The 22,709-nt window shown below is 56.4% G+C and carries 29 protein-coding genes; 15 read left to right on the top strand and 14 right to left on the bottom strand.

What is annotated here, in order from left to right; translation table 11 throughout:
* Nucleotides 1–4 precede the first annotated feature (4 nt).
* The 5 genes from MJ923_RS12270 to MJ923_RS12250 all read left to right on the top strand — a co-directional run bounded on the left by MJ923_RS12270 (nt 5) and on the right by MJ923_RS12250 (nt 2,982).
* Nucleotides 5–739 (top strand): ABC transporter ATP-binding protein, encoded by a 735-nt coding sequence (locus MJ923_RS12270; protein WP_126168768.1) that lies wholly within the window; start codon nt 5–7, stop codon nt 737–739.
* A complete protein-coding gene (locus MJ923_RS12265) occupies nt 736–1,872 on the top strand; it encodes an ABC transporter permease (RefSeq protein ID WP_126168769.1) in 1,137 nt (378 codons plus the stop codon). Before MJ923_RS12270 ends, MJ923_RS12265 begins: the two co-directional genes overlap by 4 nt.
* A 55-nt stretch (nt 1,873–1,927) precedes the next feature.
* On the top strand, nt 1,928–2,137 hold the full coding sequence (locus MJ923_RS12260) for a hypothetical protein (RefSeq protein WP_240591347.1): 210 nt from the start codon (nt 1,928–1,930) through the stop codon (nt 2,135–2,137).
* A gap of 84 nt (nt 2,138–2,221) precedes the next feature.
* Complete coding sequence (locus tag MJ923_RS12255) at nt 2,222–2,395, top strand: hypothetical protein (RefSeq protein ID WP_164551247.1); 174 nt, start codon at nt 2,222–2,224, stop codon at nt 2,393–2,395.
* Between the two features lie 161 nt (nt 2,396–2,556).
* On the top strand, nt 2,557–2,982 hold the full coding sequence (locus MJ923_RS12250) for an Hsp20/alpha crystallin family protein (RefSeq protein WP_240591346.1): 426 nt from the start codon (nt 2,557–2,559) through the stop codon (nt 2,980–2,982).
* Nucleotides 2,983–3,051: 69 nt separating this feature from the next.
* Here the strand turns inward: MJ923_RS12250 and MJ923_RS12245 are convergent, their stop codons facing one another.
* Entirely contained in the window at nt 3,052–3,957 is a 906-nt protein-coding gene (locus MJ923_RS12245) for a LysR family transcriptional regulator (RefSeq protein ID WP_240591345.1), read from the bottom strand.
* 105 nt (nt 3,958–4,062) lie between these two features.
* On the opposite strand from MJ923_RS12245, the gene MJ923_RS12240 reads away from it, so the two are divergent.
* From MJ923_RS12240 to MJ923_RS12225, 4 genes are read left to right on the top strand one after another with little or no spacing between them, the layout of a single operon-like run.
* The gene (locus MJ923_RS12240; RefSeq protein ID WP_240591344.1) at nt 4,063–4,413 is read left to right on the top strand and encodes a putative quinol monooxygenase; all 351 of its coding nucleotides are present in this window, start codon (nt 4,063–4,065) and stop codon (nt 4,411–4,413) included.
* Between the two features lie 21 nt (nt 4,414–4,434).
* Nucleotides 4,435–4,737 carry a DUF1330 domain-containing protein gene (locus MJ923_RS12235; protein ID WP_240591343.1) on the top strand — a complete coding sequence of 101 codons (303 nt, stop codon included), beginning with the start codon at nt 4,435–4,437 and terminating at the stop codon, nt 4,735–4,737.
* A gap of 37 nt (nt 4,738–4,774) precedes the next feature.
* Entirely contained in the window at nt 4,775–5,581 is an 807-nt protein-coding gene (locus MJ923_RS12230; protein WP_240591342.1) for an SDR family NAD(P)-dependent oxidoreductase, read from the top strand.
* A gap of 39 nt (nt 5,582–5,620) precedes the next feature.
* On the top strand, nt 5,621–6,319 hold the full coding sequence (locus MJ923_RS12225; RefSeq protein WP_240591341.1) for an NAD(P)H-dependent oxidoreductase: 699 nt from the start codon (nt 5,621–5,623) through the stop codon (nt 6,317–6,319).
* Nucleotides 6,320–6,505: 186 nt separating this feature from the next.
* Here the strand turns inward: MJ923_RS12225 and MJ923_RS12220 are convergent, their stop codons facing one another.
* Complete coding sequence (locus tag MJ923_RS12220; protein WP_240591340.1) at nt 6,506–6,952, bottom strand: DUF6491 family protein; 447 nt, start codon at nt 6,950–6,952, stop codon at nt 6,506–6,508.
* 306 nt (nt 6,953–7,258) lie between these two features.
* Between MJ923_RS12220 and MJ923_RS12215 the strand changes: the two genes are divergently transcribed.
* Nucleotides 7,259–7,444, top strand: coding sequence for a thioredoxin domain-containing protein (locus MJ923_RS12215; protein WP_240591339.1), 186 nt, complete (start codon nt 7,259–7,261; stop codon nt 7,442–7,444).
* A gap of 67 nt (nt 7,445–7,511) precedes the next feature.
* On the opposite strand, the gene MJ923_RS12210 is transcribed toward MJ923_RS12215, so the two are convergent.
* The gene (locus MJ923_RS12210) at nt 7,512–7,799 is read right to left on the bottom strand and encodes a hypothetical protein (protein ID WP_126168775.1); all 288 of its coding nucleotides are present in this window, start codon (nt 7,797–7,799) and stop codon (nt 7,512–7,514) included.
* A gap of 268 nt (nt 7,800–8,067) precedes the next feature.
* On the opposite strand from MJ923_RS12210, the gene MJ923_RS12205 reads away from it, so the two are divergent.
* A complete protein-coding gene (locus MJ923_RS12205; protein ID WP_240591338.1) occupies nt 8,068–8,340 on the top strand; it encodes a hypothetical protein in 273 nt (90 codons plus the stop codon).
* 72 nt (nt 8,341–8,412) lie between these two features.
* On the opposite strand, the gene MJ923_RS12200 is transcribed toward MJ923_RS12205, so the two are convergent.
* The 5 genes from MJ923_RS12200 to MJ923_RS12180 all read right to left on the bottom strand — a co-directional run bounded on the left by MJ923_RS12200 (nt 8,413) and on the right by MJ923_RS12180 (nt 12,813).
* A complete protein-coding gene (locus tag MJ923_RS12200; RefSeq protein WP_240591337.1) occupies nt 8,413–9,018 on the bottom strand; it encodes a DUF2238 domain-containing protein in 606 nt (201 codons plus the stop codon).
* A gap of 77 nt (nt 9,019–9,095) precedes the next feature.
* Nucleotides 9,096–10,232: an ABC transporter permease gene (locus MJ923_RS12195; RefSeq protein ID WP_240591336.1), complete on the bottom strand. Its 1,137-nt coding sequence runs from the start codon at nt 10,230–10,232 to the stop codon at nt 9,096–9,098.
* Nucleotides 10,222–11,154: an ABC transporter ATP-binding protein gene (locus MJ923_RS12190; RefSeq protein ID WP_240591335.1), complete on the bottom strand. Its 933-nt coding sequence runs from the start codon at nt 11,152–11,154 to the stop codon at nt 10,222–10,224. The genes MJ923_RS12195 and MJ923_RS12190 overlap by 11 nt, the downstream gene beginning before the upstream one ends.
* Nucleotides 11,147–12,127 carry an HlyD family secretion protein gene (locus MJ923_RS12185; RefSeq protein WP_240591334.1) on the bottom strand — a complete coding sequence of 327 codons (981 nt, stop codon included), beginning with the start codon at nt 12,125–12,127 and terminating at the stop codon, nt 11,147–11,149. Before MJ923_RS12185 ends, MJ923_RS12190 begins: the two co-directional genes overlap by 8 nt.
* Entirely contained in the window at nt 12,124–12,813 is a 690-nt protein-coding gene (locus MJ923_RS12180; protein ID WP_240591333.1) for a TetR/AcrR family transcriptional regulator, read from the bottom strand. Before MJ923_RS12180 ends, MJ923_RS12185 begins: the two co-directional genes overlap by 4 nt.
* 137 nt (nt 12,814–12,950) lie before the next feature.
* Here MJ923_RS12180 and MJ923_RS12175 point away from each other — a divergent pair, with 137 nt between their 5' ends.
* Complete coding sequence (locus MJ923_RS12175; protein WP_240591332.1) at nt 12,951–13,250, top strand: hypothetical protein; 300 nt, start codon at nt 12,951–12,953, stop codon at nt 13,248–13,250.
* A 36-nt stretch (nt 13,251–13,286) separates the two neighbouring features.
* On the opposite strand, the gene MJ923_RS12170 is transcribed toward MJ923_RS12175, so the two are convergent.
* Nucleotides 13,287–14,069: a phosphatase PAP2 family protein gene (locus MJ923_RS12170; RefSeq protein WP_240591331.1), complete on the bottom strand. Its 783-nt coding sequence runs from the start codon at nt 14,067–14,069 to the stop codon at nt 13,287–13,289.
* 95 nt (nt 14,070–14,164) lie between these two features.
* Nucleotides 14,165–15,166, bottom strand: coding sequence for a GlxA family transcriptional regulator (locus MJ923_RS12165; protein WP_240591330.1), 1,002 nt, complete (start codon nt 15,164–15,166; stop codon nt 14,165–14,167).
* Nucleotides 15,167–15,325: 159 nt separating this feature from the next.
* On the opposite strand from MJ923_RS12165, the gene MJ923_RS12160 reads away from it, so the two are divergent.
* Entirely contained in the window at nt 15,326–15,517 is a 192-nt protein-coding gene (locus tag MJ923_RS12160; protein ID WP_240591329.1) for a hypothetical protein, read from the top strand.
* Here MJ923_RS12160 and MJ923_RS12155 read toward each other — a convergent pair.
* From MJ923_RS12155 to MJ923_RS12140, 4 genes are all read right to left on the bottom strand, one after another.
* Nucleotides 15,514–16,644: a response regulator gene (locus tag MJ923_RS12155; RefSeq protein WP_240591328.1), complete on the bottom strand. Its 1,131-nt coding sequence runs from the start codon at nt 16,642–16,644 to the stop codon at nt 15,514–15,516. The two genes, MJ923_RS12160 and MJ923_RS12155, sit on opposite strands and share 4 nt — an antisense overlap.
* Nucleotides 16,637–17,239, bottom strand: a complete 603-nt coding sequence (locus MJ923_RS12150) for an Hpt domain-containing protein (protein WP_240591327.1) — start codon at nt 17,237–17,239, stop codon at nt 16,637–16,639. Before MJ923_RS12150 ends, MJ923_RS12155 begins: the two co-directional genes overlap by 8 nt.
* A 123-nt stretch (nt 17,240–17,362) precedes the next feature.
* On the bottom strand, nt 17,363–18,625 hold the full coding sequence (locus tag MJ923_RS12145) for a sigma-54 interaction domain-containing protein (protein WP_240591326.1): 1,263 nt from the start codon (nt 18,623–18,625) through the stop codon (nt 17,363–17,365).
* A 101-nt stretch (nt 18,626–18,726) separates the two neighbouring features.
* Nucleotides 18,727–19,677 carry a hypothetical protein gene (locus MJ923_RS12140; RefSeq protein ID WP_240591325.1) on the bottom strand — a complete coding sequence of 317 codons (951 nt, stop codon included), beginning with the start codon at nt 19,675–19,677 and terminating at the stop codon, nt 18,727–18,729.
* 396 nt (nt 19,678–20,073) lie between these two features.
* Between MJ923_RS12140 and MJ923_RS20795 the strand changes: the two genes are divergently transcribed.
* Together MJ923_RS20795 and MJ923_RS12130 are read left to right on the top strand one after the other, a co-directional pair.
* Nucleotides 20,074–20,622 carry a prepilin-type N-terminal cleavage/methylation domain-containing protein gene (locus tag MJ923_RS20795; RefSeq protein WP_276313096.1) on the top strand — a complete coding sequence of 183 codons (549 nt, stop codon included), beginning with the start codon at nt 20,074–20,076 and terminating at the stop codon, nt 20,620–20,622.
* A gap of 85 nt (nt 20,623–20,707) precedes the next feature.
* Nucleotides 20,708–22,708: a TonB-dependent receptor plug domain-containing protein gene (locus MJ923_RS12130; RefSeq protein ID WP_240591324.1), complete on the top strand. Its 2,001-nt coding sequence runs from the start codon at nt 20,708–20,710 to the stop codon at nt 22,706–22,708.
* Nucleotide 22,709 lies beyond the last annotated feature (1 nt).

Genomic DNA, 22,709 nt, shown 5'->3' with positions numbered 1-22,709 from the left:
CATCATGATTAAAGTCAATGGATTACATAAAAAGATTGGTCAGGTGCAGGCGCTCAGCAACCTAAGCTTTGAAGCCCGCGATGGCGAAATCACCGGCCTGCTTGGCCCCAATGGCGCCGGTAAAACCACCTGTCTTCGCACCGTGTTTGGTTTGCTCAAGCCCGACCAGGGCTTTGCCGAAATCGACGGCATTAACGTGGCCGATAATCCCATTGCCGCCAAACAGGCACTGGGGCTGTTCCCTGACCCATTCGGCCTTTATGAGCGGCTGACACCGAGGGAATACATCCGCTTTTTTGCCGAACTGTCCGGCATGAATGGCGCCGCCGCCAAAGAGGCCACTGCCAGGGTGCTGACCCAGCTGAAAATGGATGAGATTGCCGACCGCCGCTGCAAGGGCTTTTCCCAGGGGCAACGGATGAAAACCGCGTTGGCGCAGGCCATAGTGCACCAGCCACGCAATATCATCCTCGATGAACCTACCCGCGGGCTGGATGTAATGAGTACCCGGGTGCTGCGTGACATGCTCAAGGATCTGCGCGCCCAGGGTCACTGCGTGCTGTTCTCCAGCCACGTGATGCAGGAAGTGGCTGCCCTCTGTGACAGAGTGATAGTCATGGCCCGCGGTCAGGTGGTTGCCGTGGGCAGCCCCGCCGAGCTGTGCGCCCAAACCGGCCACGATTCACTGGAAGAAGCCTTTATTCAACTGATTGGAACCGACGAGGGGATTGCCGCATGAAACGGATACTGACGATGCTGCGCAAGGAGCTGCTGGATGCCGCCCGTGACAAGCGTTCTGTAATGGCAGGCCTCTATTACGCCATTGGCACCCCACTGATCATGTGCGGTCTGTTTATGGTGCTAATCAATCAACTGTCGAGCCCGGATGATTTGTTTATCAAAATCGACAATGCCGACAAAGCCAAAGACCTGGTGCATTACCTCGAAAGCAAGGGTATCAGCCACAGCGATGATGACACCAAGGCCAAGAAAATCCGCCTTATCGTCAGCGAGGAATACCCGGCCCAGATGGCCCGCGGTGAAGGCGCACTGGTCACCCTGGTGGCCGATAACTCGGACGACAAACTGCAAAAATCGATTCGCCGACTGGAAGCGCAGCTGAGATATTACAGCGCCGAGATGGGCAGTTTGCGCCTGATTGCCCGGGGTATCGACCCAAGGGTGGTTCAGCCGCTGAAGGTGGAAGTGCAGGATGAGGCCACCGCCGACTCCAAGGGCGGCATGATCCTCGGACTGGCGATTTTCACCATGATTTACGCGGTATTTATCTCCGGCATGAACCTCGCCATCGACACCAGTGCCGGTGAGCGTGAGCGTAACAGCCTGGCGCTGCTACTGAGTCACCCCATCAGCACCCGTGAGCTGGTGTGGTCGAAAATCCTCGCGGTCACCAGCTTCGCCATGCTCGGGGTAGTGCTGATCCTTATCGTCTCCAAGCTGGCCTACGGCCTGGTGCCCTGGCAGGAATTGGGCTTTGCCATCAACCTCGACCCCAGCTTTATGCTGCTGATGTTACTGGTTGCCCTGCCCATTGCCCTGCTGGCGGCAAGCCTGGAGTTGGCGGTGTCCTTTATGGCCAAGACCTTCAAGGAAGCCCAGTCGTATCTCACCATGGTGCTGTTTGTGCCGCTGATGCTGGTGATGGCCAGCACTTATCAGATTGCGCCGGACATCATGGCCTGGGTTCCGCTGGCAGGCCAGCAACAGGCGCTGATGGAAGTCGTCAAAGGCAAGGAACTGCCGTTGATACAGCTGCTGGCAACCTCGGGCGCCACCCTGGTCATCGCTCTGGGACTGGCACTCTTTATGGAACGCTCACTGAAAAGCGAGAAAGTGGTTTTCGGTCTCTAACTGAACAACTGTGGATCAGCACGGGGCGCTGTCATCGCCCCAAAGGAGCATCAAAATGGACAAACTGACTGCCGTTACCCTGATCATGATTGCTGCTTTCGCCGCCCAGGTGGCTATCAGCTACTTTAAGAGCCGCCCCCGCAAAAGTGGCGAAGATGACAGCCTGATGCGCGAAAATGCCGAGCTTAAGGCCCGCATCGCCGCCCTGGAAGCCATAGTCACAGAACCCGGCTATGAGCTGAAGCAACAAATCACCCGCCTCTGAGGCCACGCTGCCAAGGCCGTCCGACACCCCAAGTGTCCGGTCGGCCGACACCTCTGCATTAGCCCCAGGGCGGAGAACATCAACATGAAAGCCAAGATATGCCGCATTTTCAGTGCGGTAGGGCCAGGCCTTGCCATAGGTTTCAGCATGGGTGTTGCCATGGAAAGCTGGGTCAATGGTCTGGCATTGGGTATTCCGCTGATCATTGCTCGCCTTGCCAGCCTGAAGTTGACTGCGAAGGACGATAAAAACAGCTGATTTTCAATGCCTTAAATTGGCAATTTTTCGTAACAGTCTACATCTGAAAATGGCCGCCAAAGCGCTTGAAAAATCAGCAACAGACACCATAGTGAGTAGAGGGAGACACACGCTCCCTTTCGTTAAAGCGAGCCAGGAGTGACGCCTGTAAGGAGGAGAGTATGAAACTGCGTCCTTGGAATCCTGCTGAAGCTTTTGACGACATGCTGCGCCGGTTTGAGCCCATGCTGCATTGGTCTGGCCCTATGCTAACAGGCCAACGCAACTGGTTACCTGCGACCGACATCAGTGAAAACGCCGAGAGCTATCAGCTGAAAGTCGAACTGCCGGAGATCCACAAAGACGATATTGAGCTGGCCATAGAGGATGGCTATCTGGTTCTGTCCGGTGAACGCAGGTACGAGCACACCGACGAGAAGCAGCACCTGAACGAGCGGTTCCATGGGCAATTTACCCGCCGCTTCCAGTTGCCTGATAATGTTGACGAAACTGCCATTAACGCCCGATTCGACAACGGTATGCTATATCTGCTGCTGCCAAAGACAGAGCAGAAAAAACAACGCTGCCAACGGATTGATATCCACTAGAGTCCAAGGCTTTGGCACCTGGGAAAGCGCCGCACCGCGGCGCTTTTTTTATGGATGGTGGCTGTATTTCTATTCTTCCAGAACCTTGTCCCAATAGGGCGTTTCACCAAACCAATCTGTCAGAAAGTCGATAAATACCCGCACCTTGGGCGACAGTTGCCGCGATGAAGGATACAGCGCCCAAATACCAGCCTCCGATGCCAATGGATAATCGGCCAACACCTCCACCAACTCACCGCTCATCAATTGATGGTATACATTCCAGGTTGAATTAATCGTCAATCCCAATCCCGCCACACAGGCGTCCCGCATGGCTTCGCCATTGTCGGTTTTGAGGCGTCCATGGGTTTTCACCTGCACTATGCCGGAGGGAGTAGTAAAGCGCCAGCTGTCCCTTCCTCTTAAGTTAATTACATCATGGTGCTGCAAATCGTTTGGTGTTTGTGGCACGCCCCGGGCCTCAAGATAAGCTGGAGCCGCACACAGGATACGCTTATCCCGCGCAAGCCTGCGGGCAATGAGAGTGGAGTCTTTAAGCGGCGCATTGCGCACCGCCACATCAAAGCCCCCCTCCACCAGGTCCACTATCGTATCCGACAGACAAAAATCGACACTGATCTGTGGATAAGTCTTCATAAAGGCGACTATCACGGGCCCCAAATGCTGGCGCCCGAAAGAGGCCGAGGCAGTCAGTCGCAGCTGACCACTTGGAGCGGAATGGCCAACGCCCACCGCTGCTTTAGCCGCCTCCATGGTTGCCAGCACATCTTCTGCGTGGGGCAAAAACAGTCGCCCCTCTTCGGTCAGCGACACATGGCGGGTGGTACGATGCAACAAGCGGATCCCAAGATCCTGTTCAAGCCGGGTCAGGTGTGCACTGGCCACAGCTGGGGACAAACCCAACTCTTCACCGGCTTGACTTATGTTCTGCCTGCTGGCTACACGAACGAATAATTTGAGATGTTCCGGATTCATTATCAACCAAATCTATAAAGTGATTCTTCAATCAGGCCAATTATAAATATATCTGAGATTCTGTACGCTTCAAACATCACCGACATATCCCTGGGGGGAACGAGCATGTTTGACAATATTGGTTGGATTGTTGAAGCCAAACTGAAGCCCGGCAAGCAACAGGAATTTACTGACATCATGGCTGAGATAGTGGCCAAAACCCGCGAAGAGCAAGGCACTCTCAACTATCAGTATTACCTGTCAGAGGATGGAGATGTACTGGTGTACGAGCGCTTTGCCGACGTCAATTCGGCACATATTCACGTGAGTAATTGGGACAATTTCGCCGAGCGCTGGATTGCTGCCGCAGAACCAACGCGGATGGTACATCTGGGTAATTTGCCTGACGACCTGCGTGCCCGCCACATCGCATTAGCCCCTTTATGGCTTAAACCCCTGGGTGGGTTTCAGCGCTGAGACAAGAGAGGAATCAATATCATGAGTTATTTTTCTGTTTTGGATGTGACCCCAACTACCGACAGCTGGATCCCCGAGTATATTGGCCCGGCGAACCGTCTGGTCGCCAAATACGGCGGCCAGTATCTGGCCAGAACCTCCAGTCATGAGCGGCTGGAAGGCGAGGGAGAAGCGCCTGCACTGCGGATTGTCATCCAGTGGCCATCACGTCAGGCCGCGCTGGACTTTATGAATGATCCCGAATACGCACCGCATCTGGCTGCGCGAACGGCAGGCTCCATCAGTAATCACTACCTGATTGAAGCCAAAGACGAACTGGCCTGAGTACCAGGCAAGAATCAACCGAAAAGGAGCCCGGCAGATGAAGACGCTTTTGATCACAGGAGCCACAGATGGACTGGGACTGGCCACCGCCAGACAGCTGGCAGGCGCCGGACATCATCTTATCGTCCACGGTCGGGATCCGTATAAGGTGGCAGCTTTGGCGGATGAGTTGGCCGCCCACACCCGGGTGGAAACCTGCGTCGCTGACTTTAGCGATTTACAGGCTGTACGCTCCATGGCCACAACACTGAGTGCAAGCTACCCGCAAATCGATGCTCTTATCAATAACGCTGGTGTTTACAAAGCGCCTCAGACGGATAAGCACACAATCGATATTCGCTTCAGGGTGAATACTATCGCGCCTTACATCCTTACCAGAGCATTGATGAACAACCTTAGCGGCGGCCGGGTGATTAACCTCTGTTCTGCAGCTCAGACTCCGGTTAATTTGGCTGCTCTGCATGGCTTGCAACAATGCCACAGCCCGATGGATGCCTATGCCCAGAGCAAGCTGGCACTGACCACCTGGACCATGGCCATGGCCATGGCGAACACAGCAACACAAAAGTCACAGCCTGCAGACATTCAGTTTATTGCCATTAACCCAGGCTCACTGCTTGCTACCAAGATGGTGCAGCAGGGATTTGGCATCAGCGGCAACGACACCGGGCCAGCTGTAACCTTGTTGGTATCCGCGGCCGTAGGCACTGTGTTTGCCACTGCCAACGGCAGCTATTTTGACAACGACATTGGCGAGTTTGGCCGTGCCCACCCTGAAGCCTACCAACCGAAACAGCAACAGCAATTACTCGAACTTCTTGAATTGATGGCAGCGTCCAGCTGAACCGGGGCCTGTCCATAAACACCTTTTGGAGAATTTGTAATGACAACCACCACACCACAGATCCAGGACGCACTGCTCGAGGCATTTGCTTTCAGGCATGCCACCAAGGTATTCGATAAAAAGCGCAAAATACCCGAACAACTCTTCAATACCCTGCTGGAGGCCGCCCGTATGTCACCCAGCTCATTCGGGTTTGAACCGTGGCAGCTATTGGTCGTGCAATCACCGGAAAAAAGAGCGCTGCTGAACGACTTCAGCTGGGGGGCCAATGGCGCCTTCAATGGTACTGAGGGCCAGCTTGGCACCGCCAGCCACTTCGTGATTTTTCTCGCTCACACCGATAAAACCATGACCCACAACAGCGAGTATCAGCAACAGTTTATGAAACACACCAAGCAGTTACCTGATGAAGTCATTGGCTTTATCAATGAGGCGTTTCAAAAGTTTCAGCAGCACGATTTTGGCATTGAAGGCAGACGCCAAATCACCGACTGGTCAGCCAAACAGGCCTACATTGCCCTGGGCAATATGATGACCAGTGCAGCTCTGCTGGGGATAGACTCCTGTCCAATAGAGGGGTTTGAACTTAAGCAAGCAGAGCGGGTGCTGCAAACTGAATTTGGAATCGACACCGAGAAGTATCAGCCTGCCGTGATGGCGGCATTTGGCTACCGATTGGATTCACCCAAGCACCCCAAGACCCGCCGCTTGATGGAAGATACTGTGCAATGGTTCTGAACCTGAAATCACACTCCAACCGCATATAACGAGGTACAGCTCACCGCAAGCATGGGCATCGCCAGCCTGGACCCCAAGTCTTCAATGGTGCAGGAAAGCGTGTTGTGTTCCTGCGCCGACTCGGCGCTGTATCTGGCCAAGGGTGCAGGAAAAAACTGTTGCCGACAGGTCAGCTGCTAACCCCAACTACTGAGCCTTGTCTTCCTCGGGCGCCTTATCCAATGCCAGCAGCGCCTTATCCTGCTCTTTGGTAAGTGGGTAGATGGTGTTAATTCGACACTTGATATGCGGCTCCTGCGCAGTAAACACAGAATCAAAACCAGCATCCAGGCTGGTAGACATGGTCTGATCCAGCATCAAGGCTCTGGCAAAATCCAACTGTGGGCAGCGGGCATCCAGCTCAACCAAATACGGCTTGCTCGGGCTGGTGCGCAGGATCAGGTGTTTCTCCCCCAAGCTGGCCCAACTGTCGAGTCGGAAAGTGGTTACCCTTTTCACGCTCTGCAGCTGCCACTGGCTGATGGACTCATTTACCTTCAGTTCCCACTCATCGCGGCTGAGGCGATTACTTGAACAGGCCAGCAGCAAGAAGCTCAAACTCACCACAGCGATGGATTTAAGTGTGCTTTTCATCAGGCATCTCCTATGGGAAAACCAAGCGTTGTCAGCCTTTCAGTGTAGCGCCAACTACGCAGGGATACAGGCAGCCAAAAGTGTCAATTTGCATCCCACAGCCAGCGCAGGAAAACTGTGGCAAAATGCGCTATCGCCCCAATTTTCAGGACATTGGCATGCTTACTCTGGAAACGCCGCAGCAACTGGCAGACACACTCAAACAACATCAGGGACTGTTGCTGTTGATTGGCGGGAAGGATTGCGGTGTATGTCAGGCGCTCAAGCCCAGAATCGCCCAGTTGCTTGAGACGGAATTTCCCTGCCATGCAGCTTGCGTATGTCGACTGCCAGGCCGGTGGAGAGGCGCTTTGTGCACAGCTGGGGGTATTTGCACTGCCCGGTATCCGGGTGTATTTCCAGGGGGACAGTTTTGGCGACCTGGCGAGGGTGTTTTCAATCGCCGATATCAGACAACTGCTGACACGGCCCTACTCGATTTGCTTTGAATGAAGGACGGTCACCGCCGGGCTAAATAAGGCTGTCACAGCACCGGCGGCAGTATCCACTTTCACCACACTCAATCCCTCGCGGTCAGCTCAAACACAACGGCAGACTGTTGCAGCAGCGTGTTCACAGTTTCCACTGTGGGGTAGTTCACTTCTACATCATTGCCATCAAATGCCAGCTCACGGCTGTGCTCCAGGCGAATATCGCTTTGGATTTCAGTCAGATTTTGCTGACGCATCTGGCTGATACTTTTGTCGATGTCTTCCAGCAGTTGTTGGTCTGCCAGGGCCACAGGGGCGGTCAGGATCAGGCTGATGGCGGCGAACAGGGCTTTGGCGTTACGGCTTACTGTGTTCATGGTGTTGCTCCTTGGTTGATTTGGTTGTCCTTCACTGTGGGACACCATGACTAAATCAACTCTTGTGCCAAAGTTTCAACACCATGTTTTAAATAGACTTTATTAAAAATCAGCGTAAAGCGGACACTTTTACAACTTGTCCGAACCCTGCCCGCGGACACTTTCTGCTGTCCGGCCGGACAGGCGGACAGCCAACGCTTGAAATCCGGCCACTCGCCTCCATGTCTATGTTCTAAACAATGGAATGAATCACACAAAAGGAGCCCTAATGGCGCATTGGCCGCTGATTGGCTTTGTTGTATTGATGCTGGCAGTATTGCCCTGGCTGATGTGGCGGCTTTACCGCTGGGCCCGCAATATGCCCAAGGGCGCCTATCTGTTTATGGCGTTTTTCCCGCTGATTTCCTTGTTCCCCATTCCCACCGAGTCCTTCAAACAACTGGATGAAGCCAAGCAGGAGCAGCGCAAGAACAAGGCCACCCCGGACGGGGGTGATGACGATGACAGCGACCAAGAACCAGGCTCCCGCAACCAGCTGTAGTACCAATAAAAGCAGCGATAAAGACGCTAATAAAAAACCGCCTTGCGGCGGTTTTTTTCAGGCCAGAGACAACTATGCCTTGGCGGCCAGCCTCGCCAGTTGGCGGTCGTGCCAGCGGCTCAAACTAAGCAGTGCCACTATTGCACCCAGCAGGGCAAAACCCATGTCGGACTGGGTATCCCACACATAACCTTGGGTGCCCAAAAACGCCTCGGCGCCCTCGCCGGTAGCAATCGCTACCCACCACTCAATCAGCTCGTAAAAGGCGCTCAGCGCCAAACAGAAACACACCACGAAGAAGTTGCACCAATGGCCCTTTTTCATCACGCCTAAACGCAGCACCAACTCACGGGCAATCATCGCCGGAATAAAGCCCTGGGCGAAGTGGCCGAGCTTATCGTAGTTGTTGCGCTCCCAGCCCATGGGCTCTTTCAGCCAGTCAAACAGCGGCACCTCGGCATAGGTATAGTGGCCGCCCACCATCAGAATGACGCAGTGAATCAGGATAAGCACATACACCAGCAGCGTCAGCGGGAAACGTCGCTCAGTGGCTGCCAAGATGGCAAAACCGATAAGCGCCGGCACCACTTCCAAAAACCAGGTGAAGCGGTCGAAGGGGCCAATCGCCGACCAGATAAACACCGCCAAAAACACCCCGAGCCAAAGTAATCTGCCCATGCCATTACCCTAATATTTTCAATAGACTCAGGCAGTTTACCCGCGAATGGCGTTGCTGTCGCCGTTGATGCCAAAGGTCAATCCAAGCGCTTACTGAATTTGAGCGTGGCGATAATAATGCCCACCACCGAAAACCCAATCAGCCACAGGGCATCGAAGCCAAGCTGCATCACCTCGGCATCCCGCAAAATAATCGCCCGCGACATCCGCATAAAGTGGGTGGCGGGCAGTGCCTCGGCAATCCACTGCGCCGGAATTGGCATGGCCTCGTAAGGGAACATAAAGCCTGACAGCAAAATCGATGGCAGCAGGATAAATACCGTCATCTGCATCGCCTGCAACTGGGTGCGGGCAATGGTGGAAATAACCAGCCCCAGAGTGAGGCTTGCCAGAATGAACAGCATCGCGGCCAGTGCCAACGAGTCGAGCCCGCCGCGCACCGGCACCTTAAAGATAAGATGACCGGCGCCAAGGATAATGCCCACCTGAATAAAGCCCACCAGCACATAGGGCAGAATTTTACCCAGCATCAGCTCCAGCGGCCGCACCGGAGTGGTGATTAAAAACTCCATATTGCCCTGCTCGCGCTCGCGCACTATGGCGGCCGAGGTAAAAAGCACCATGGTCATGGTTAAAATCACCCCCAGGAGCCCCGGCACTATGTTCACCACGGTGCGCTGCTCGGGGTTAAAGTAATTGACCACCTCGAGGCTTGGCACAGTGTCGATCACCGGCCTGCCGAGCACTTCGGCAAGCGGCATTGAGCGCAGCGAGCGGATGGCGCTGGCCACCACGGTATCCGAGCCATCCACCAGCCACTGGCCCACGGGGGCGGCGAAATAGCTGCCACTGGCGTGAAGCTCGCGCTGACTTTGGGGATGACGTGCCAGACGCTCGCCAAAGTCGGCGGGCAGCACCAGCACGGCTTTAACCTTGCCAGCGGTAATGGCCGCCTCGGCTTCGGGCACCGAGTGATAAACAGCCACAAAATCCACCACCTGGGTCGCGCTCACCGCCTGCACCATGGCGCGGGATTCAGAGGTGGCGCTTAAATCCAGCAAACCGGCAGGCAGATGACGGGCGTCGGTGTTAATGGCATAGCCAAACAGTATCAGCTGCACCAGCGGGATCATCACTATCATGCCGAAGGTCATTCTGTCGCGGGAAAGCTGACGCAGCTCCTTGATTAAAATGGCAAAGACTCTAAGCCACATGCTGACCTCCCGCCCGCTCGCCGGTGCAGGTAACAAACACATCTTCAAGGCTCGGACGCACCTCATCCATGGGGCGATTGCCGGTTTCGGCCCCGAGCCAGCCGATAGGGTCGCTGACGCTGCTACTGACCAGCACCCGCAGCCGACTGCCAATCTGCGCCGCCGACAACACTTCTTCCCTGACGATAAGCCGCTGCTTAAGCGCACGCAGCTCATCGCCGCCCACTTCCACCACCCGGGCACCCATGGCCTGCATCAGCGCCTTGGGCGAACCATCGGCACGCTTGATGCCGCGCTCGAGAATTGCCAGACCATGGCAGCGCTCGGCCTCGTCCATGTAGTGGGTCGACACCAGAATGGTGCAGCCCTGAGCGCAGAGGTCGAACAGCCGCTCCCAGAACTCGCGGCGATTTTCCGGGTCAACTGCCGAGGTGGGTTCGTCGAGAAACAAAAGCTCTGGCTCATGAATAGTGGCCGCAGCCAGCGCCAGGCGCTGCTTTTGGCCACCGCTCATGGAGCCCGCCATTTGCCCTTCACGGCCGCTGAGGGCGTACAGACTGAGCAGCTCATCGATGCGCGCGTTGGCACCTTTACCCTTAAGTCCATAAATGCGCGCCACAAAGCGCAGATTCTCCAGCACGGTCAGGTTCTCGTAGAGGGAAAATTTCTGAGTCATGTAGCCGATGCGCGAGCGCAGGCGCTCCTCGGCACCGGGCAGGGTTTCACCCAGCACCCGGATATCGCCGGCGCTCGGCCGCAAAAGGCCGGTCAGCATCCGAATCGAGGTGGACTTGCCGCAGCCGTTGGGGCCAAGAAAGCCGTAAATACTGCCTTTGGGAATGGCTAAATCCACCCCGTCGACGGCAGCAAGCTCACCAAAGCGCTTGCTCATGCCGCGGGTTTCGATGGCAAGCTCAGTCATGGTTGCGGCTCCCACCAATGACCACTTCTACCGCAAGGCCGGTGGCCAGGGAGCTGCCTTGGGGCAGGTCGATATCGGTGAGGTACATCAGCCGCGCCCGGTCACGCTCGTTTAAGGCATAAAAGGGGGTAAAGGCGGGTTCGGCGCGAATCCGGCGCACCTTTGCTTCAATAACCATCCCCGAATTTGCATCGCCCGGGTTATCCACCCGCACCCCAACCTCAGCGCCGGGAAGCAAATCGCTGAGGGCAGGGGCAGGCAGATAGGCTCGCACGTAAGGCTTATCCAGGGCCAACAGGCCAACCAGTTGGCTGCCCTGAGTCACCCTGTCGCCCTCGCGCCAGGGCAAGAGTTCCACCACGGCGTCGCGGGCGGCGTAGAGTTTCAGGTCGCCAAGCTGCTTTTCGGCCAATGCCAACTGCGCCCGGGCGGCCTCCACGGTGGCCTCGGCCTGCAGCAACTGTTCGCTGCGGGTACCGGCAATCAGCTCTTTCAGGACTTCCGAGGCGCGTTTTTGCTCCGCCAGTGCCCGGTCCCGGGCGGCAATAGCCTTGTCCATATCGGCCTGGGTCAATACCTTCTCCCGCACCAGTTTGCGGGTGCGCTGAAACTGTGCCTCAGCTTCGGTCACACTGGCATTGGCGCCATCGACACTGGCCTTGGCCTGCGCCAGCTCTTCATCGCGGGCGCCCTTGGTGAGTTCGCTGAGGCGGGCATCGGCCCCGGCAAGATTGGCTTTGGCCAGCGCCACCTGGGCCTCGGCGCCGCGGCTGTCGAGCTCCAGCAGCAGAGTGCCTGCCTTGACCTCATCCCCTTCTTTCACATGGATGTTGGCTATCAGCTCTGACGCCGGGGCGGTAAGGGTGAGTCGGTCGCGCTCCACGGTGCCGTAAATCACATCGGCGTTGTCGTTGCAGCCGCCAAGACCAAACAGCATCAGGAGTGCAAGTGCAGAAAATAATGGGGATTTCATTGAGCATCTCCGCTTTGAGTTTGAGTGTGAGTCGGGGCGACCAGAATGCCCTGACTCAGCACCTTGATATGGTGGGATACCAGCTGTTGCAGCCCTTGAGGTGACTGCTCCAGCCCCAGCGACCGAAACAGCGCCGGTGGCGCTATCATGGGAAAGACCATCAGGCTGACAAGGCTCAAACGCGCCAGTTGCGGGTCGATATCGGGCCTGAGTGCCCCTGTGGCCACCAGGGATTGCATCAGCCAGCGGTGCGACAGCTTAAGTACGTCGCCAAACACCAGCATCAGCAGGCGAAACGACTCACTTTGTGGCCCTTCGTGCAGGGTGCTGAAGATAAGTTTTGGCAGACCGGGGTGGGCACCGATAGCGCTGTAATAGGTTTGCATCAGCGCTGCCAAATCCTGAGGGGCGCCCTGCTGCGACAAGGCTTTGAAACGCTCAAGCACCGGGGAGAGGGTTTCGCGCACCATATGCTCAAACAGCCCGGGCTTGCCGCCGAAGTAGTAGCGGATCATGGCGGCATCCACCCCGGCGCGGCGGGCAATTTCCCGGGTCGACACCCCCTGATAACCAAGGGCAATAAAGGCTTCCCGCGCCGCATCAATCAACCTGACGCGGGCATCGCTGTCGCCGCTGGGTCGGCCTTTGCCCAGGCTTGTTTTGTTTACAGAGCGTTTACTGGCCATGACCTTTCCCTGAATTCCTCACATGATGAAGATACTAGGGGAAAGCACCCAACAATGGCAGTATGATAATTCTCCAAATCTGTGGAGAATGAGGAATTTCCGGATGTTGGAAACAGGACCGAACAGCAGGAGCAAGGATGGCGATTGAAGATTTTGCCATGTATCTGGTGATTGCAGCTGGGGGCATTGAAATGAAGCTGCAGCGCGACTTATACAAACACATCCAAAGCCAATACCCCCATATCTGGCACCAGGCCTACAGTTATAACCGCCAGCCCGGTACGCCGGTTCGCAGCGATTATATCCGCGCCATGCTCAAAAACGGCGAACTGGCAACCAATGACGACCCTAAGTTGCGGCAATATCGGCAGCGACGTCGCTGGTTATATGCCTTGGTGGCCGTGTATTTTGGCCTGTGGCTGCTGCGCTTTGTATAAATCGCTTACCGAATGCGCCAGGCTGAGTTCAAGTGTTTACAACGCTGAGCTTTGCGGCGCCTTAGCTTCCAGCGTTTGCACTGGTGCAGTTCTCACAGCAGCGCGGCGCCAAAAGAGAGCATACATCAGGGTGGCCACCAGCCAGGCCAACGTCAGGCTGGCAATGTCGTGGGTGAGGAAGTGCGCCCCGCGCAGCTCCTGAGTCACACCAAATATCACACCAATGGCAAGCACGCTGGCCAGCAAGACTTTTCTGCGGCTGGGGAAATACTGCGCCGCGAAGTAATACAGGGCAATCCAGGCAAATCCGCCGCTGGAATGGCCGCCGGGGAAGCACTGGCCGCCAAAGCCTTCCCCCTGCATGCTGAATGGAAAAGGCGCGTAGGGAAACTGGCCGCCAAATATCTGCAGATCCCAGGGGCAATTCACCTGGGTAATGCTCTTACCTACCCGCACCAACACCACGCTGGTCGCTACCGACGCCAACAGATACAAAAAGCCACGCCGATAAGGCTTGAAGCGGGGATGCACCAGGCTGGCTATCAGCAAACCAATCAAGACCGCCGAGGCCAATACCACCATGTCGCGTCCGCCGGTGTGCAGCACGTTTTCGGTAAGCCACCAATACCGCAGCGGCCAACTGCTCACGCCACCTTCCAGCTTAAACAGCCACCCCGACAGCCATAAATCGGTCTCAAGCCAGGTGAGCAAACTCAGCAGCAGCAACCCCAGCCCCAACGGCAGGAAAAAATGGCTCAGCCACCAGTCTTTGGAGCGGGTGTCGAAATGGGTGCGGTGCACAGGCAAATCCTCAATCAAACGCGTTACCTCACTTTGGCCATCAAGCTGCAACCAAAGTTCCACATTGGCGTAAAAAAAGCGTCACTTTAGCCAGTGTAGGTGAGATTTCTACTTCAGGGAGACGCCGGGCAACAGCCGTGGCGGGAGCGGAAGCGCTCGCGATAGGCCTTGGGTGTCAGGCTGGTGTGCTGCACAAAGAGTTTTCGAAACGAGCTGACATCCTCATACCCCAGCTGCGGCACTATGGCCTCGAGCCCCAGTTCGGTGCCTTCCAGCAACTGTTTGGCACGATCGATTCGCAGCTTTTGAATGTAACTCACCGGGGTTTCGTGCAGTGCCGCCTTGAAGCGGCGGATCAGGGTACGTTTACCCATGGCAAACCGGTCTGCGAGGGTATCGAGTCCAATGGGCGCCTCCAGATTGTCGGCAATCCACCGCTGGATCCGTGCGACTTCCGGGTCTGGATGCAACTGGAGCTGCGGCGCCTGATCCATAAACACCCGCTGGGAGGCGCGGTTGGGGTCAATAAGAAATAGCTTGGCCATGGCCGATGCAAACCGCGCATCCACCAGCCGCGCCAGTATCGCCAGCCCCAGGCTGTAACTCGCGGTAGAGGCGCCAGCGGTAATAAACTGGCCGTCCTCCACAATCAGCCCATCCAGGGTCAGCTGCACCGCAGGAAAGTGCTTGCCAAACAGTGCTGCCAACCACCAGGCGGTGGTGGCTCTGTGGCCATTAAGCAGGCCAACGCCTGCCAGCAGCAAACTGCCTGCACAGGCCGAGCCTATCACCACCTTGCGGGCAGCCATGTCCTCCAGCCAGGGCACAAATACCGCAAAGGCATCGAGGTTTCGGTGCAGTCCCTGTCCATCGAGGATCAGCGGCGCCGTCACTATCACGGCATCGGGCAGCTGGCCCTGGGCGTCGGAGTCATCCCCTACGGCAGGCAAGGCCGTCACCGCCAGCGTCTGCACCGCCATGCCATCCTGTGCCACCCAACCACCGGCCGCAGAATATAGCGATACCTCAAACCGGGGCAGCCCGGTTAGACCCATCTGCTCTATGTAAGTGTTGGCATGGCGGAACAGGTCCACCAGCGCGGTAACACTGCTCATGACGGGCTGTTCTGGCACGAGGATCGCCAAATGGATGTGGTTACCGACCATGTCACTATTAACCTTAAATATGTCAATAACGACACTTTAAGCCAGCTTGATGACTTTTTAAACTGTTTTTACGGCAAAATACGCCGTGCAGTTAACAAGGAAGGAAACATGAAAAACCTGCTGCTCACCCACGCCTTACCCGGGCTCGCCTATCTGGGGCTGAGTTGGTTTTTGCTGCTGTGGCTGAATTTTCAGTTACCTGTCTCACCCCTGGTGCATTTTTTGGCGCTGCCGGTACTGATGTTACTGAGCGGGCTGGGCGCCGCGCTGATGTGGCAACGCGGCTGCCGCTGTGATTAGAGGGTTTTGGCCATATAGTCGAGCTGCTCGATGATCCTATGCAGCTTTTCATCGACTTTCAGCCCTGACTCCAGGTGGGCCACACTTTCATCCAGCTTGCTCTTGATGACGGAGGTGACCCATTCCTCCTGTTCTTCCGACAGCCCCATGGACAGGAAGCCGGTCTGAATGTCCATCATCAGGTCATTCATGATTTGCATATTTTTTTGCTTATAGCCGGTTTGAAACTCCTGAATTTCATGCAGTGTGACCCGTGATTCGTCCACGGTTTCCATCATCATGGCCATGCGCTGCTCGGCGGCGCTGGAGTCGGACTTCACCCGCATATTGAGGTCATGGGCGGCCTCCATCAAAATCAGCAAATAGTCTCTCAGCTCACCGGCGCGTTCTGGTTTTTCCGGCAAATTCTTTACCAGCATTACCACGGATTCATAGCGTAAAATCAGCCGGTTACCTTTTTCCAGAATGCGACATTCCAGCTCTGCCGTTCGGTCCATCAGCACCTGTTCCAGCGGCTGTACCACCCCCTGAGATGCGGCATAAAAGGCTTTGTCGTTTACCCCCACAATACGGCTGCACACCTGCACCCCATAGTTGCGGCTGGCCTCGCAAATGCCCTGCACCAGGGTCTGGGCATCCCTGAGCTTGGTGGAGGCACGCAGGAAATTGACGATAATGCTGATGTCCGCAGCGCTGCTCATGGCCGCCATCACCATGGCGGTGGCTTCCTGTTTTTCGCGGCCGAGTTTCTGCTGCTGCTTCACCTGATCCAGGGTCAGCCTCACCTTGCGCCCAAGAATCACAGGGTCGAAGGGCTTGGTAATGTAGTCCTGCCCGCCTGCGGCAAAGCCCTTCAATATTTCATCGGTTTCGGTATTGGCCGAGACAAAAATCACAGGTAGGTCAGGGAATTGCTGCTTGAGTTTTTCACAGGTCTGATAGCCATCCATGGGTTCCATCACCACATCCAGCAGTACCAGATCCGGCAACGACTCGGATAAGGCGGTCAGCCCCTGCTCCCCGGAGGTGGCGACCCGTAACTGATAATCTTCCTTCAGGATTTCCATCAGAATGCGAATTTCAGCCGGGGAATCATCAACTATCAGCAATCCGGGCTTATCACTCATCGGAAGTCCTCCCTAACATTCGGTTTAACGACACCTTGGCACCAGGCATATCAAAGGCGTCAAACTGTTTAATAAATAAACTGAAATCACTTTGGAATTTCTCGGGAACCTGGGCCTGACGCAATGCAAGGAACTCGCTGTCGGCGGCGGCCAAGTCTGTGTCTATCAGGGTGAGCAGTTTGGCGAGGCGCAGCACCAACTCGGTGGCGGTTACGCAGTAAGTTTCCTGCTGCTCAGTGCTCGCCAGCAGCTTGGCGACTGTGGGTGATAGTTCATCCCAGGCGGCCAGACACTCATGCAGCAGCACCGCCGGCACCGGCAGATAGCCCTTTTTGATTTGCGATTCCACCTCACCGGCACTGTGGCTGAGGCGCATGGCACCAACGTTGGCAGACGAGCCTTTAAGGGTATGACACAGCACCCGCAGCGACTCCCAATCGTCGGCTTCGGCCAGTCGGTGCAGACGTTCGTTTAGGCCCTGATAACTCTCATGAAAGGTGCCCAGCACAGCATGCAAGAGCGCGCGATTACCGCCAACCCTGGCCAGGGCCTGGTCGATATCGATGCCGGGTGTGGCGTCCTGGGGTGACGTCATGGGTTGTCTCCGTGCGTTTGACGCCAACCCAAAGGTGCTGAATTCACAGCATAAAGAGCTCGGCGTCTCTCCCGTTTGACAAGTATAGTCAGCCTGAGAAGAGACGCCGGATTTTGAGCAGATTTATTCCGGTTGCTTGAGTTTTCGGTAGAGGGTGTGGCGGGAAATACCCAGCTGTCTTGCGGCCTTGTTGCGACAGCCACCGTTGTTGCCTATGGCCCGCAGGATCACCTGCTGCTCGAACAAACGCACCTGCTGTGCCAGTGGTGCTTCAAGTTCGGCGCGGGGGTGTTCCAGGTTCAGCTCCTGCCCAGAAATAATCGGGGTTTCCGCCAGGGTGGCGGCACTTATCAGCACGTTTTGCAGCTGGCGGATATTGCCCGGCCAGTGGTATTCCTGCAGCAAAAAGCGCGCCTCGGTGGACAGGTGCTTGCGCACCCCGTAGCGGGCAGCGTATTGCTCAAGGAAGAAGTCAGCCAGCGGCAGAATTTCATCCCGTCGCTGCGACAGCGCCGGCACTTCCAGATGGATCACATTGAGGCGGTAGAACAGGTCTTCACGGAACAACCCTTCCTCCACCAGATCGGCCAGCCGCTTGTGACTGGCAGCGATGATACGGCAATCCACCGGAATGTACCTGGCACTGCCAAGGCGCCTGACCGACTTTTGCTGCAGCACCTGCAGAAAGTTGCCCTGCAGCTCCAGCGGCAGGTCGCCGATTTCATCCAGCAGCAAGGTGCCCCCATTAGCCTGTTCGAACACCCCGGCATGGGCCTGATTGGCGCCGGTAAAGGCGCCTTTTTCATGGCCGAAGAGTTCGTCCTGGATCAGGTTGGCAGGCAAACCGGCGCAGTTCAGGCTGACAAAGGGCGCCTGAGCCCGGCCGGAGTGCTGGTGAACAAAGCGGGCCAGATATTCTTTGCCACTGCCCGACGGGCCGTGGATAACCACCGAAATATCTGTGTTGGCAATACGCTTGGCCTTTTCATACAGGCCGGTCATATCATGGGAGAAGCGCGCAGGCTCAGGCAACTGCAACAGCTCCTTGTGCACCCCTAGGCCGTGGCCGAGGGTGGCACTGAGCAGCTCAATCTGCACCGGGCGATGGTGGAAATCGAACACTATGCCCAGCGAAAACAGCCTCGACAGCTCGCTGAGCTGATCGTTGTTGCACACAATAATCCACAGCATGCGGCTTTCGGCCGCCAGCCGTTCCATCACCTGATGCAGATCATCTTTGGGCTGAACAAACGCCAGGCCAACGGTGCCAGATTCAGGCGCTTCAGGAAACTGCCAGCCAAGGGCGGCCAGCGAATCGAGCAAAACCTTATCTTCAATACACAGGTCGCTCAAAGACCAGATTCGACATTGTTTTTGTAGTGACATCCAAACTCCCCGGAGCGTCAGTGTCTAAATTCAAGTTAGTCAGTAAACGGGCGCTTGCCAATAGACCGTCGACAAGCGCGCAAACACACCGATAAAGGTACTCAGGGTTGTGGGTATGGCTCGAGGAAGTAGCTGCCCCAGCCAATCATATTGCCCTTGCCGTTGTACCAGTTGTCGCTGCCCTGAGCCCAGGCGGTGTCTTCACCGATAAAGAAGCCATCCACAGGCACGGCCACCAGGGTGATCTGACGATTCACCACGTCGTTGCTGTTCTTGCACAGCAGCACCAGGCCTTCGAAGCTGTCGGCGTTGTAGCCGCTGCCATTGGTCAGTGCCATATCCACAATTTCCAGCGCTTTGGCTTCATCCCAGCTGATGCCGCCGCCTGAATTCACCGGTGGGTTGTCATCAATCAGCTTCCACAGCGCGGCCTGAATTTCTTTCCAGCTGTATTCGGGGTAGAGGCTCCAGTCCTGATTGAGGATCCAGGAGGCGTAGCCGAGGTTTTCTTCACGATCGACAATGCCAAGGTCCTGATCGTTGAGTGAACGCAGCTCACAGTTGGTGTAGGTGGTGCCGGGAGAGATGCTGCGGCCAAAATCGATACACCAGGCATCCAGCGGTCCCATGCCGTTGATATAAGCGTTGAAATAAGAGTCGCCACCGGGGAACTGCACCATGTAAGACACGGTGCCGCCAATGGGATAGGCCGATTGCTTGCTCTCGGCGTGGTAGGCCACGTACTGGTCAACCGCATCCACGTCCACCATGTAGGTGTCGCTTAAGCTGCAACCCAGATCGTGATAATAGGGGAACTGCCCCGGTGCAGCGCTTGTGGGCGCTTCATTGCCCACATACAGGTGTGATGCACCCAGGCACCAACCAACTTCCGTCACCTGCGCCGTCACCACCAGCTGGTTCCCGATAAAGAAGGTTTCCACCTCGCCTATGGGTTGGTTCTTACCGGCAAACAGGGGGCGGGTGGAGGCATCCGCCAGCCCTGCGGCGCTCAGCAGCACAAGCATCTGTATGGCATTCACTATGGTTCTCATAACTGTCTCCATATTTCTCGTTATTGGATGTAAACCCTTACAGGCCTGGAAGACTGATATGGCAAAGAGAATGCCAAAAATTATCCTGTTGTTTTAAAAGATTTTAGTGATTTATACCAAAGCAAGTTGTGAGCACTTATGTCAACTAAAGGTTGCAAATAAGTTGACTAAAGCCCGACTTTTCGTGGGGTTTAAGGCGTGTATCATTTTTGATACCGCTTTGAACGGTTTTGATACCAATTTGAGTCATTTCAGGCGCGAGGCCGCCACAGCCGCGGTGCAGAATTAACCCTTTGCAAGCCTGTACGGTAATTATTCAGATTTGTGCGGCCCGCCATGGCAGCCGTTCAGGCACTTGGGTAAACTCGCGCCAATCACGCCCAACGGAGGATGAGGATGTCCCTTCGCCAATCGCAAACCGGCTTTACCCTGATTGAACTCGTCGTTGTCATCATAGTGCTGGGGATCCTGGCCGTTGTCGCCCTGCCACGTTTTATCAATCTGACTCCAGAAGCCAAATCCGCCGCGCTGGAAGCCCAGTACGCAGCCTTTGAAGATGCAGTGCGCCTGTACCACAGCGGCTATCTGACCGGCGGTCACAGCGGCGCTATTGACAACCTTGCCACCTTTGGTGATGGCACTGTTGACTCCACCGCAAACGGCTGGCCCTATGCCACCGAAGGCACAGCAACCCACCTGTTCAACGCCTGCGAGCAGCTCTGGCACGGCCTGACCAGCACCGACCTCAGCATTGCCTATGTGGTGGATGCCGACCTGCCCACCACCGACGCCGACATTGCTTACACCTATGCCAGCAGCCCGCGCACCTGTATTTACCGCGCCAGCTACTTTATTCAGCGCAACGAGCCAACGCTGATCATGGAGTATCAGGTCGACAGTGGTCAGGTAACCGTGCGCCGCGCCCATTGGCAACCTCAGCCCTGATCCTGCCACGATAAAAAGGGACTTTTTCGCAGCTTCGCCACAGGCGACTACACTCTAAAAAACCAAGGCAATCCGGAGAGCAAGCATGAAGCTTCGCTTGGGTCTGTCCCTGTCTTTAGTGTGTCTGCCGCTGCTGGCGGATGAGCAACAAGACATGGACAAGCTTTTGTCCATGTCATTGAGTGAACTTGGAAACCTGCGAGTTACCAGCGCCACCCTCACCGAAGAAACCCTGCTCAGTGTGCCCTCGGCCATGAGCCTGTATCGCCGTGAAGACATTCAGGCGCTGGGGGTGATTTATCTGCATCAACTGGCGGCGCTGGTGCCCGGCTTTCAAACCCAGCGTATGGATGACAGCGGCCTTAACGCCACGCTCTCGGCCCGCGGCCGCCACCTTGGCGCCTCATCGCGGGAAGTGCTGGTGCTGATTGATGGCCAGCGTATCAACGACGACTGGACCGGCGGCAGCAACTTTCAGGACCGGCTGATCAATATCGAAAACGCCGAGCGCATCGAGTTTATCCGCGGCCCCGGCAGTGCCATCTACGGCAGTAATGCCCTGATGGGGGTGATAAACATAGTCACAGGCGGAGCCAAGGCGCTGAAGCTCGGCGGTGGCACTCAGGGAGTAGCCAGAGCCAGCGGTCAATGGCAGTTTGGCGACCAGACCCGCAACCTTGCCCTGTTCGGCGCCCTCGAACAAAGAGATGGCCACAACTACCTCCTCAGCGAGCCCTCACCCGATCCCGCCACCCCGGATTTCGTCAACGCCCGTGACCCGGCTGAACTTGGCGATCTTTATCTCAGAGCCAGCTTCGATGAGTTTCGCTTCAGCGGCCGTTACCAGCGTCGCCACAGCCACGATTTTTATGTGGTCGGCTATGTTGCCGGAGACACAGGCAAAGCCAATTCCGACAGCTGGCACACCAGCCTTGGCTGGCAACACAGCTGGGCCAACGCCATAAGCCTCAGCGGCCAGCTGTCCTACAGCCACAAGAACATCGAACTTTATGCCCCCACCCAGCTGGCACCCGAGCCCATCTTTCGGCCGCTGCAAAGCATCTTTGGTCGGGTGGAAGAGCTGGAGTGGGCGACCCAATGGACACTGCAGGGCCCCTGGCAACAGGCACGCTGGCTACTGGGCTGGGAGTGGCGCAACCCCACCCTCACAGATACCGGCGGCGCCATAGTGCCCCACAATGGTGAGGCGCCCATACTGTTCGACCTGTCGGCGGCCGACGGCCGCACCGTGCAGGGACTGTTCGGCCAGCTGCAATATCCGTTGCTGGACACACTGCAACTCACCCTGGGTCTCAGATACGACAACTACAGCGATTTTGGTGGCCACACCAGCCCCAGAGTCGCGCTGGTGCAGCAGCTTGGCGACCAGCACAGCCTGAAGCTGATGTACTCAGAGGCGTTTCGCGCCCCCAGCCGAGTGGAAACTGGCTCCCGTGCCAGTGACGTGCTGACCGCCAATCCGGATCTCAGACCCGAAGTGGCCAAAACACTGGAACTACTGTGGGCGCATCAATGGGCCGCGGGACTGTTCAGCATCAGCCTGTACGACACTGAGCTGAAAGATGCAGTGCTCGACAGCTTTGTCGCCCAACCTGAGCCGGTACGCACCTGGGTGAATGGCGCCCAGCACATCAGCGGTGCTGAGCTTGAATGGCAATATCAATGGCAAGCGCATTGGCAAAGCCGACTGGCGCTGAGCCACATCTTTCATCCGGGGCTGGAGCTCAATACAGAAGCCAGCAACCTGGCGTCGATGAGCCTGAATTACGCCGACGGTCCCTGGTCGGCCGCGCTGTACGCCACCTGGGTCAGCGCCAAAAAAGATGCCAACGAACAGGACTACCCTCAGGATGTGAGCACGGTGGAGTACACCCGCCTTGGCAGTCGCGCCACCCTGGGCATGCACCTGGCGTGGCAGTGGCGACCGCAGCTCAGGATCACCCTGCACGGCGATAATCTGCTCAATGCCGATTACCTTGATGTGGCGATTCGGCCCAACAATGCCGTGGGCGTGCCCGGCCCCGGGCGCAGTTGGATGCTGGGACTGGAGTGGACCCCCAGATAAC

This window comes from Shewanella zhuhaiensis, from assembly GCF_022484835.1.
Classification (GTDB): Bacteria; Pseudomonadota; Gammaproteobacteria; order Enterobacterales; family Shewanellaceae; genus Shewanella; species Shewanella khirikhana.
The sequence above is the reverse complement of the archived record's forward strand: the minus strand, read 5'-3'. Positions and strand labels throughout refer to the sequence as shown.

Bases quoted from the DNA above. Each gene is read 5' to 3' on its own strand.
- MJ923_RS12270 (WP_126168768.1), top strand. From the start codon at position 5: ATGATTAAAGTCAATGGATTACATAAAAAGATTGGTCAGGTGCAGGCG.
- MJ923_RS12265 (WP_126168769.1), top strand. From the start codon at position 736: ATGAAACGGATACTGACGATGCTGCGCAAGGAGCTGCTGGATGCCGCC.
- MJ923_RS12260 (WP_240591347.1), top strand. From the start codon at position 1,928: ATGGACAAACTGACTGCCGTTACCCTGATCATGATTGCTGCTTTCGCC.
- MJ923_RS12255 (WP_164551247.1), top strand. From the start codon at position 2,222: ATGAAAGCCAAGATATGCCGCATTTTCAGTGCGGTAGGGCCAGGCCTT.
- MJ923_RS12250 (WP_240591346.1), top strand. From the start codon at position 2,557: ATGAAACTGCGTCCTTGGAATCCTGCTGAAGCTTTTGACGACATGCTG.
- MJ923_RS12245 (WP_240591345.1), bottom strand. From the start codon at position 3,957: ATGAATCCGGAACATCTCAAATTATTCGTTCGTGTAGCCAGCAGGCAG.
- MJ923_RS12240 (WP_240591344.1), top strand. From the start codon at position 4,063: ATGTTTGACAATATTGGTTGGATTGTTGAAGCCAAACTGAAGCCCGGC.
- MJ923_RS12235 (WP_240591343.1), top strand. From the start codon at position 4,435: ATGAGTTATTTTTCTGTTTTGGATGTGACCCCAACTACCGACAGCTGG.
- MJ923_RS12230 (WP_240591342.1), top strand. From the start codon at position 4,775: ATGAAGACGCTTTTGATCACAGGAGCCACAGATGGACTGGGACTGGCC.
- MJ923_RS12225 (WP_240591341.1), top strand. From the start codon at position 5,621: ATGACAACCACCACACCACAGATCCAGGACGCACTGCTCGAGGCATTT.
- MJ923_RS12220 (WP_240591340.1), bottom strand. From the start codon at position 6,952: ATGAAAAGCACACTTAAATCCATCGCTGTGGTGAGTTTGAGCTTCTTG.
- MJ923_RS12215 (WP_240591339.1), top strand. From the start codon at position 7,259: ATGCAGCTTGCGTATGTCGACTGCCAGGCCGGTGGAGAGGCGCTTTGT.
- MJ923_RS12210 (WP_126168775.1), bottom strand. From the start codon at position 7,799: ATGAACACAGTAAGCCGTAACGCCAAAGCCCTGTTCGCCGCCATCAGC.
- MJ923_RS12205 (WP_240591338.1), top strand. From the start codon at position 8,068: ATGGCGCATTGGCCGCTGATTGGCTTTGTTGTATTGATGCTGGCAGTA.
- MJ923_RS12200 (WP_240591337.1), bottom strand. From the start codon at position 9,018: ATGGGCAGATTACTTTGGCTCGGGGTGTTTTTGGCGGTGTTTATCTGG.
- MJ923_RS12195 (WP_240591336.1), bottom strand. From the start codon at position 10,232: ATGTGGCTTAGAGTCTTTGCCATTTTAATCAAGGAGCTGCGTCAGCTT.
- MJ923_RS12190 (WP_240591335.1), bottom strand. From the start codon at position 11,154: ATGACTGAGCTTGCCATCGAAACCCGCGGCATGAGCAAGCGCTTTGGT.
- MJ923_RS12185 (WP_240591334.1), bottom strand. From the start codon at position 12,127: ATGAAATCCCCATTATTTTCTGCACTTGCACTCCTGATGCTGTTTGGT.
- MJ923_RS12180 (WP_240591333.1), bottom strand. From the start codon at position 12,813: ATGGCCAGTAAACGCTCTGTAAACAAAACAAGCCTGGGCAAAGGCCGA.
- MJ923_RS12175 (WP_240591332.1), top strand. From the start codon at position 12,951: ATGGCGATTGAAGATTTTGCCATGTATCTGGTGATTGCAGCTGGGGGC.
- MJ923_RS12165 (WP_240591330.1), bottom strand. From the start codon at position 15,166: ATGAGCAGTGTTACCGCGCTGGTGGACCTGTTCCGCCATGCCAACACT.
- MJ923_RS12160 (WP_240591329.1), top strand. From the start codon at position 15,326: ATGAAAAACCTGCTGCTCACCCACGCCTTACCCGGGCTCGCCTATCTG.
- MJ923_RS12155 (WP_240591328.1), bottom strand. From the start codon at position 16,644: ATGAGTGATAAGCCCGGATTGCTGATAGTTGATGATTCCCCGGCTGAA.
- MJ923_RS12150 (WP_240591327.1), bottom strand. From the start codon at position 17,239: ATGACGTCACCCCAGGACGCCACACCCGGCATCGATATCGACCAGGCC.
- MJ923_RS12145 (WP_240591326.1), bottom strand. From the start codon at position 18,625: ATGTCACTACAAAAACAATGTCGAATCTGGTCTTTGAGCGACCTGTGT.
- MJ923_RS12140 (WP_240591325.1), bottom strand. From the start codon at position 19,677: ATGAGAACCATAGTGAATGCCATACAGATGCTTGTGCTGCTGAGCGCC.
- MJ923_RS20795 (WP_276313096.1), top strand. From the start codon at position 20,074: ATGTCCCTTCGCCAATCGCAAACCGGCTTTACCCTGATTGAACTCGTC.
- MJ923_RS12130 (WP_240591324.1), top strand. From the start codon at position 20,708: ATGAAGCTTCGCTTGGGTCTGTCCCTGTCTTTAGTGTGTCTGCCGCTG.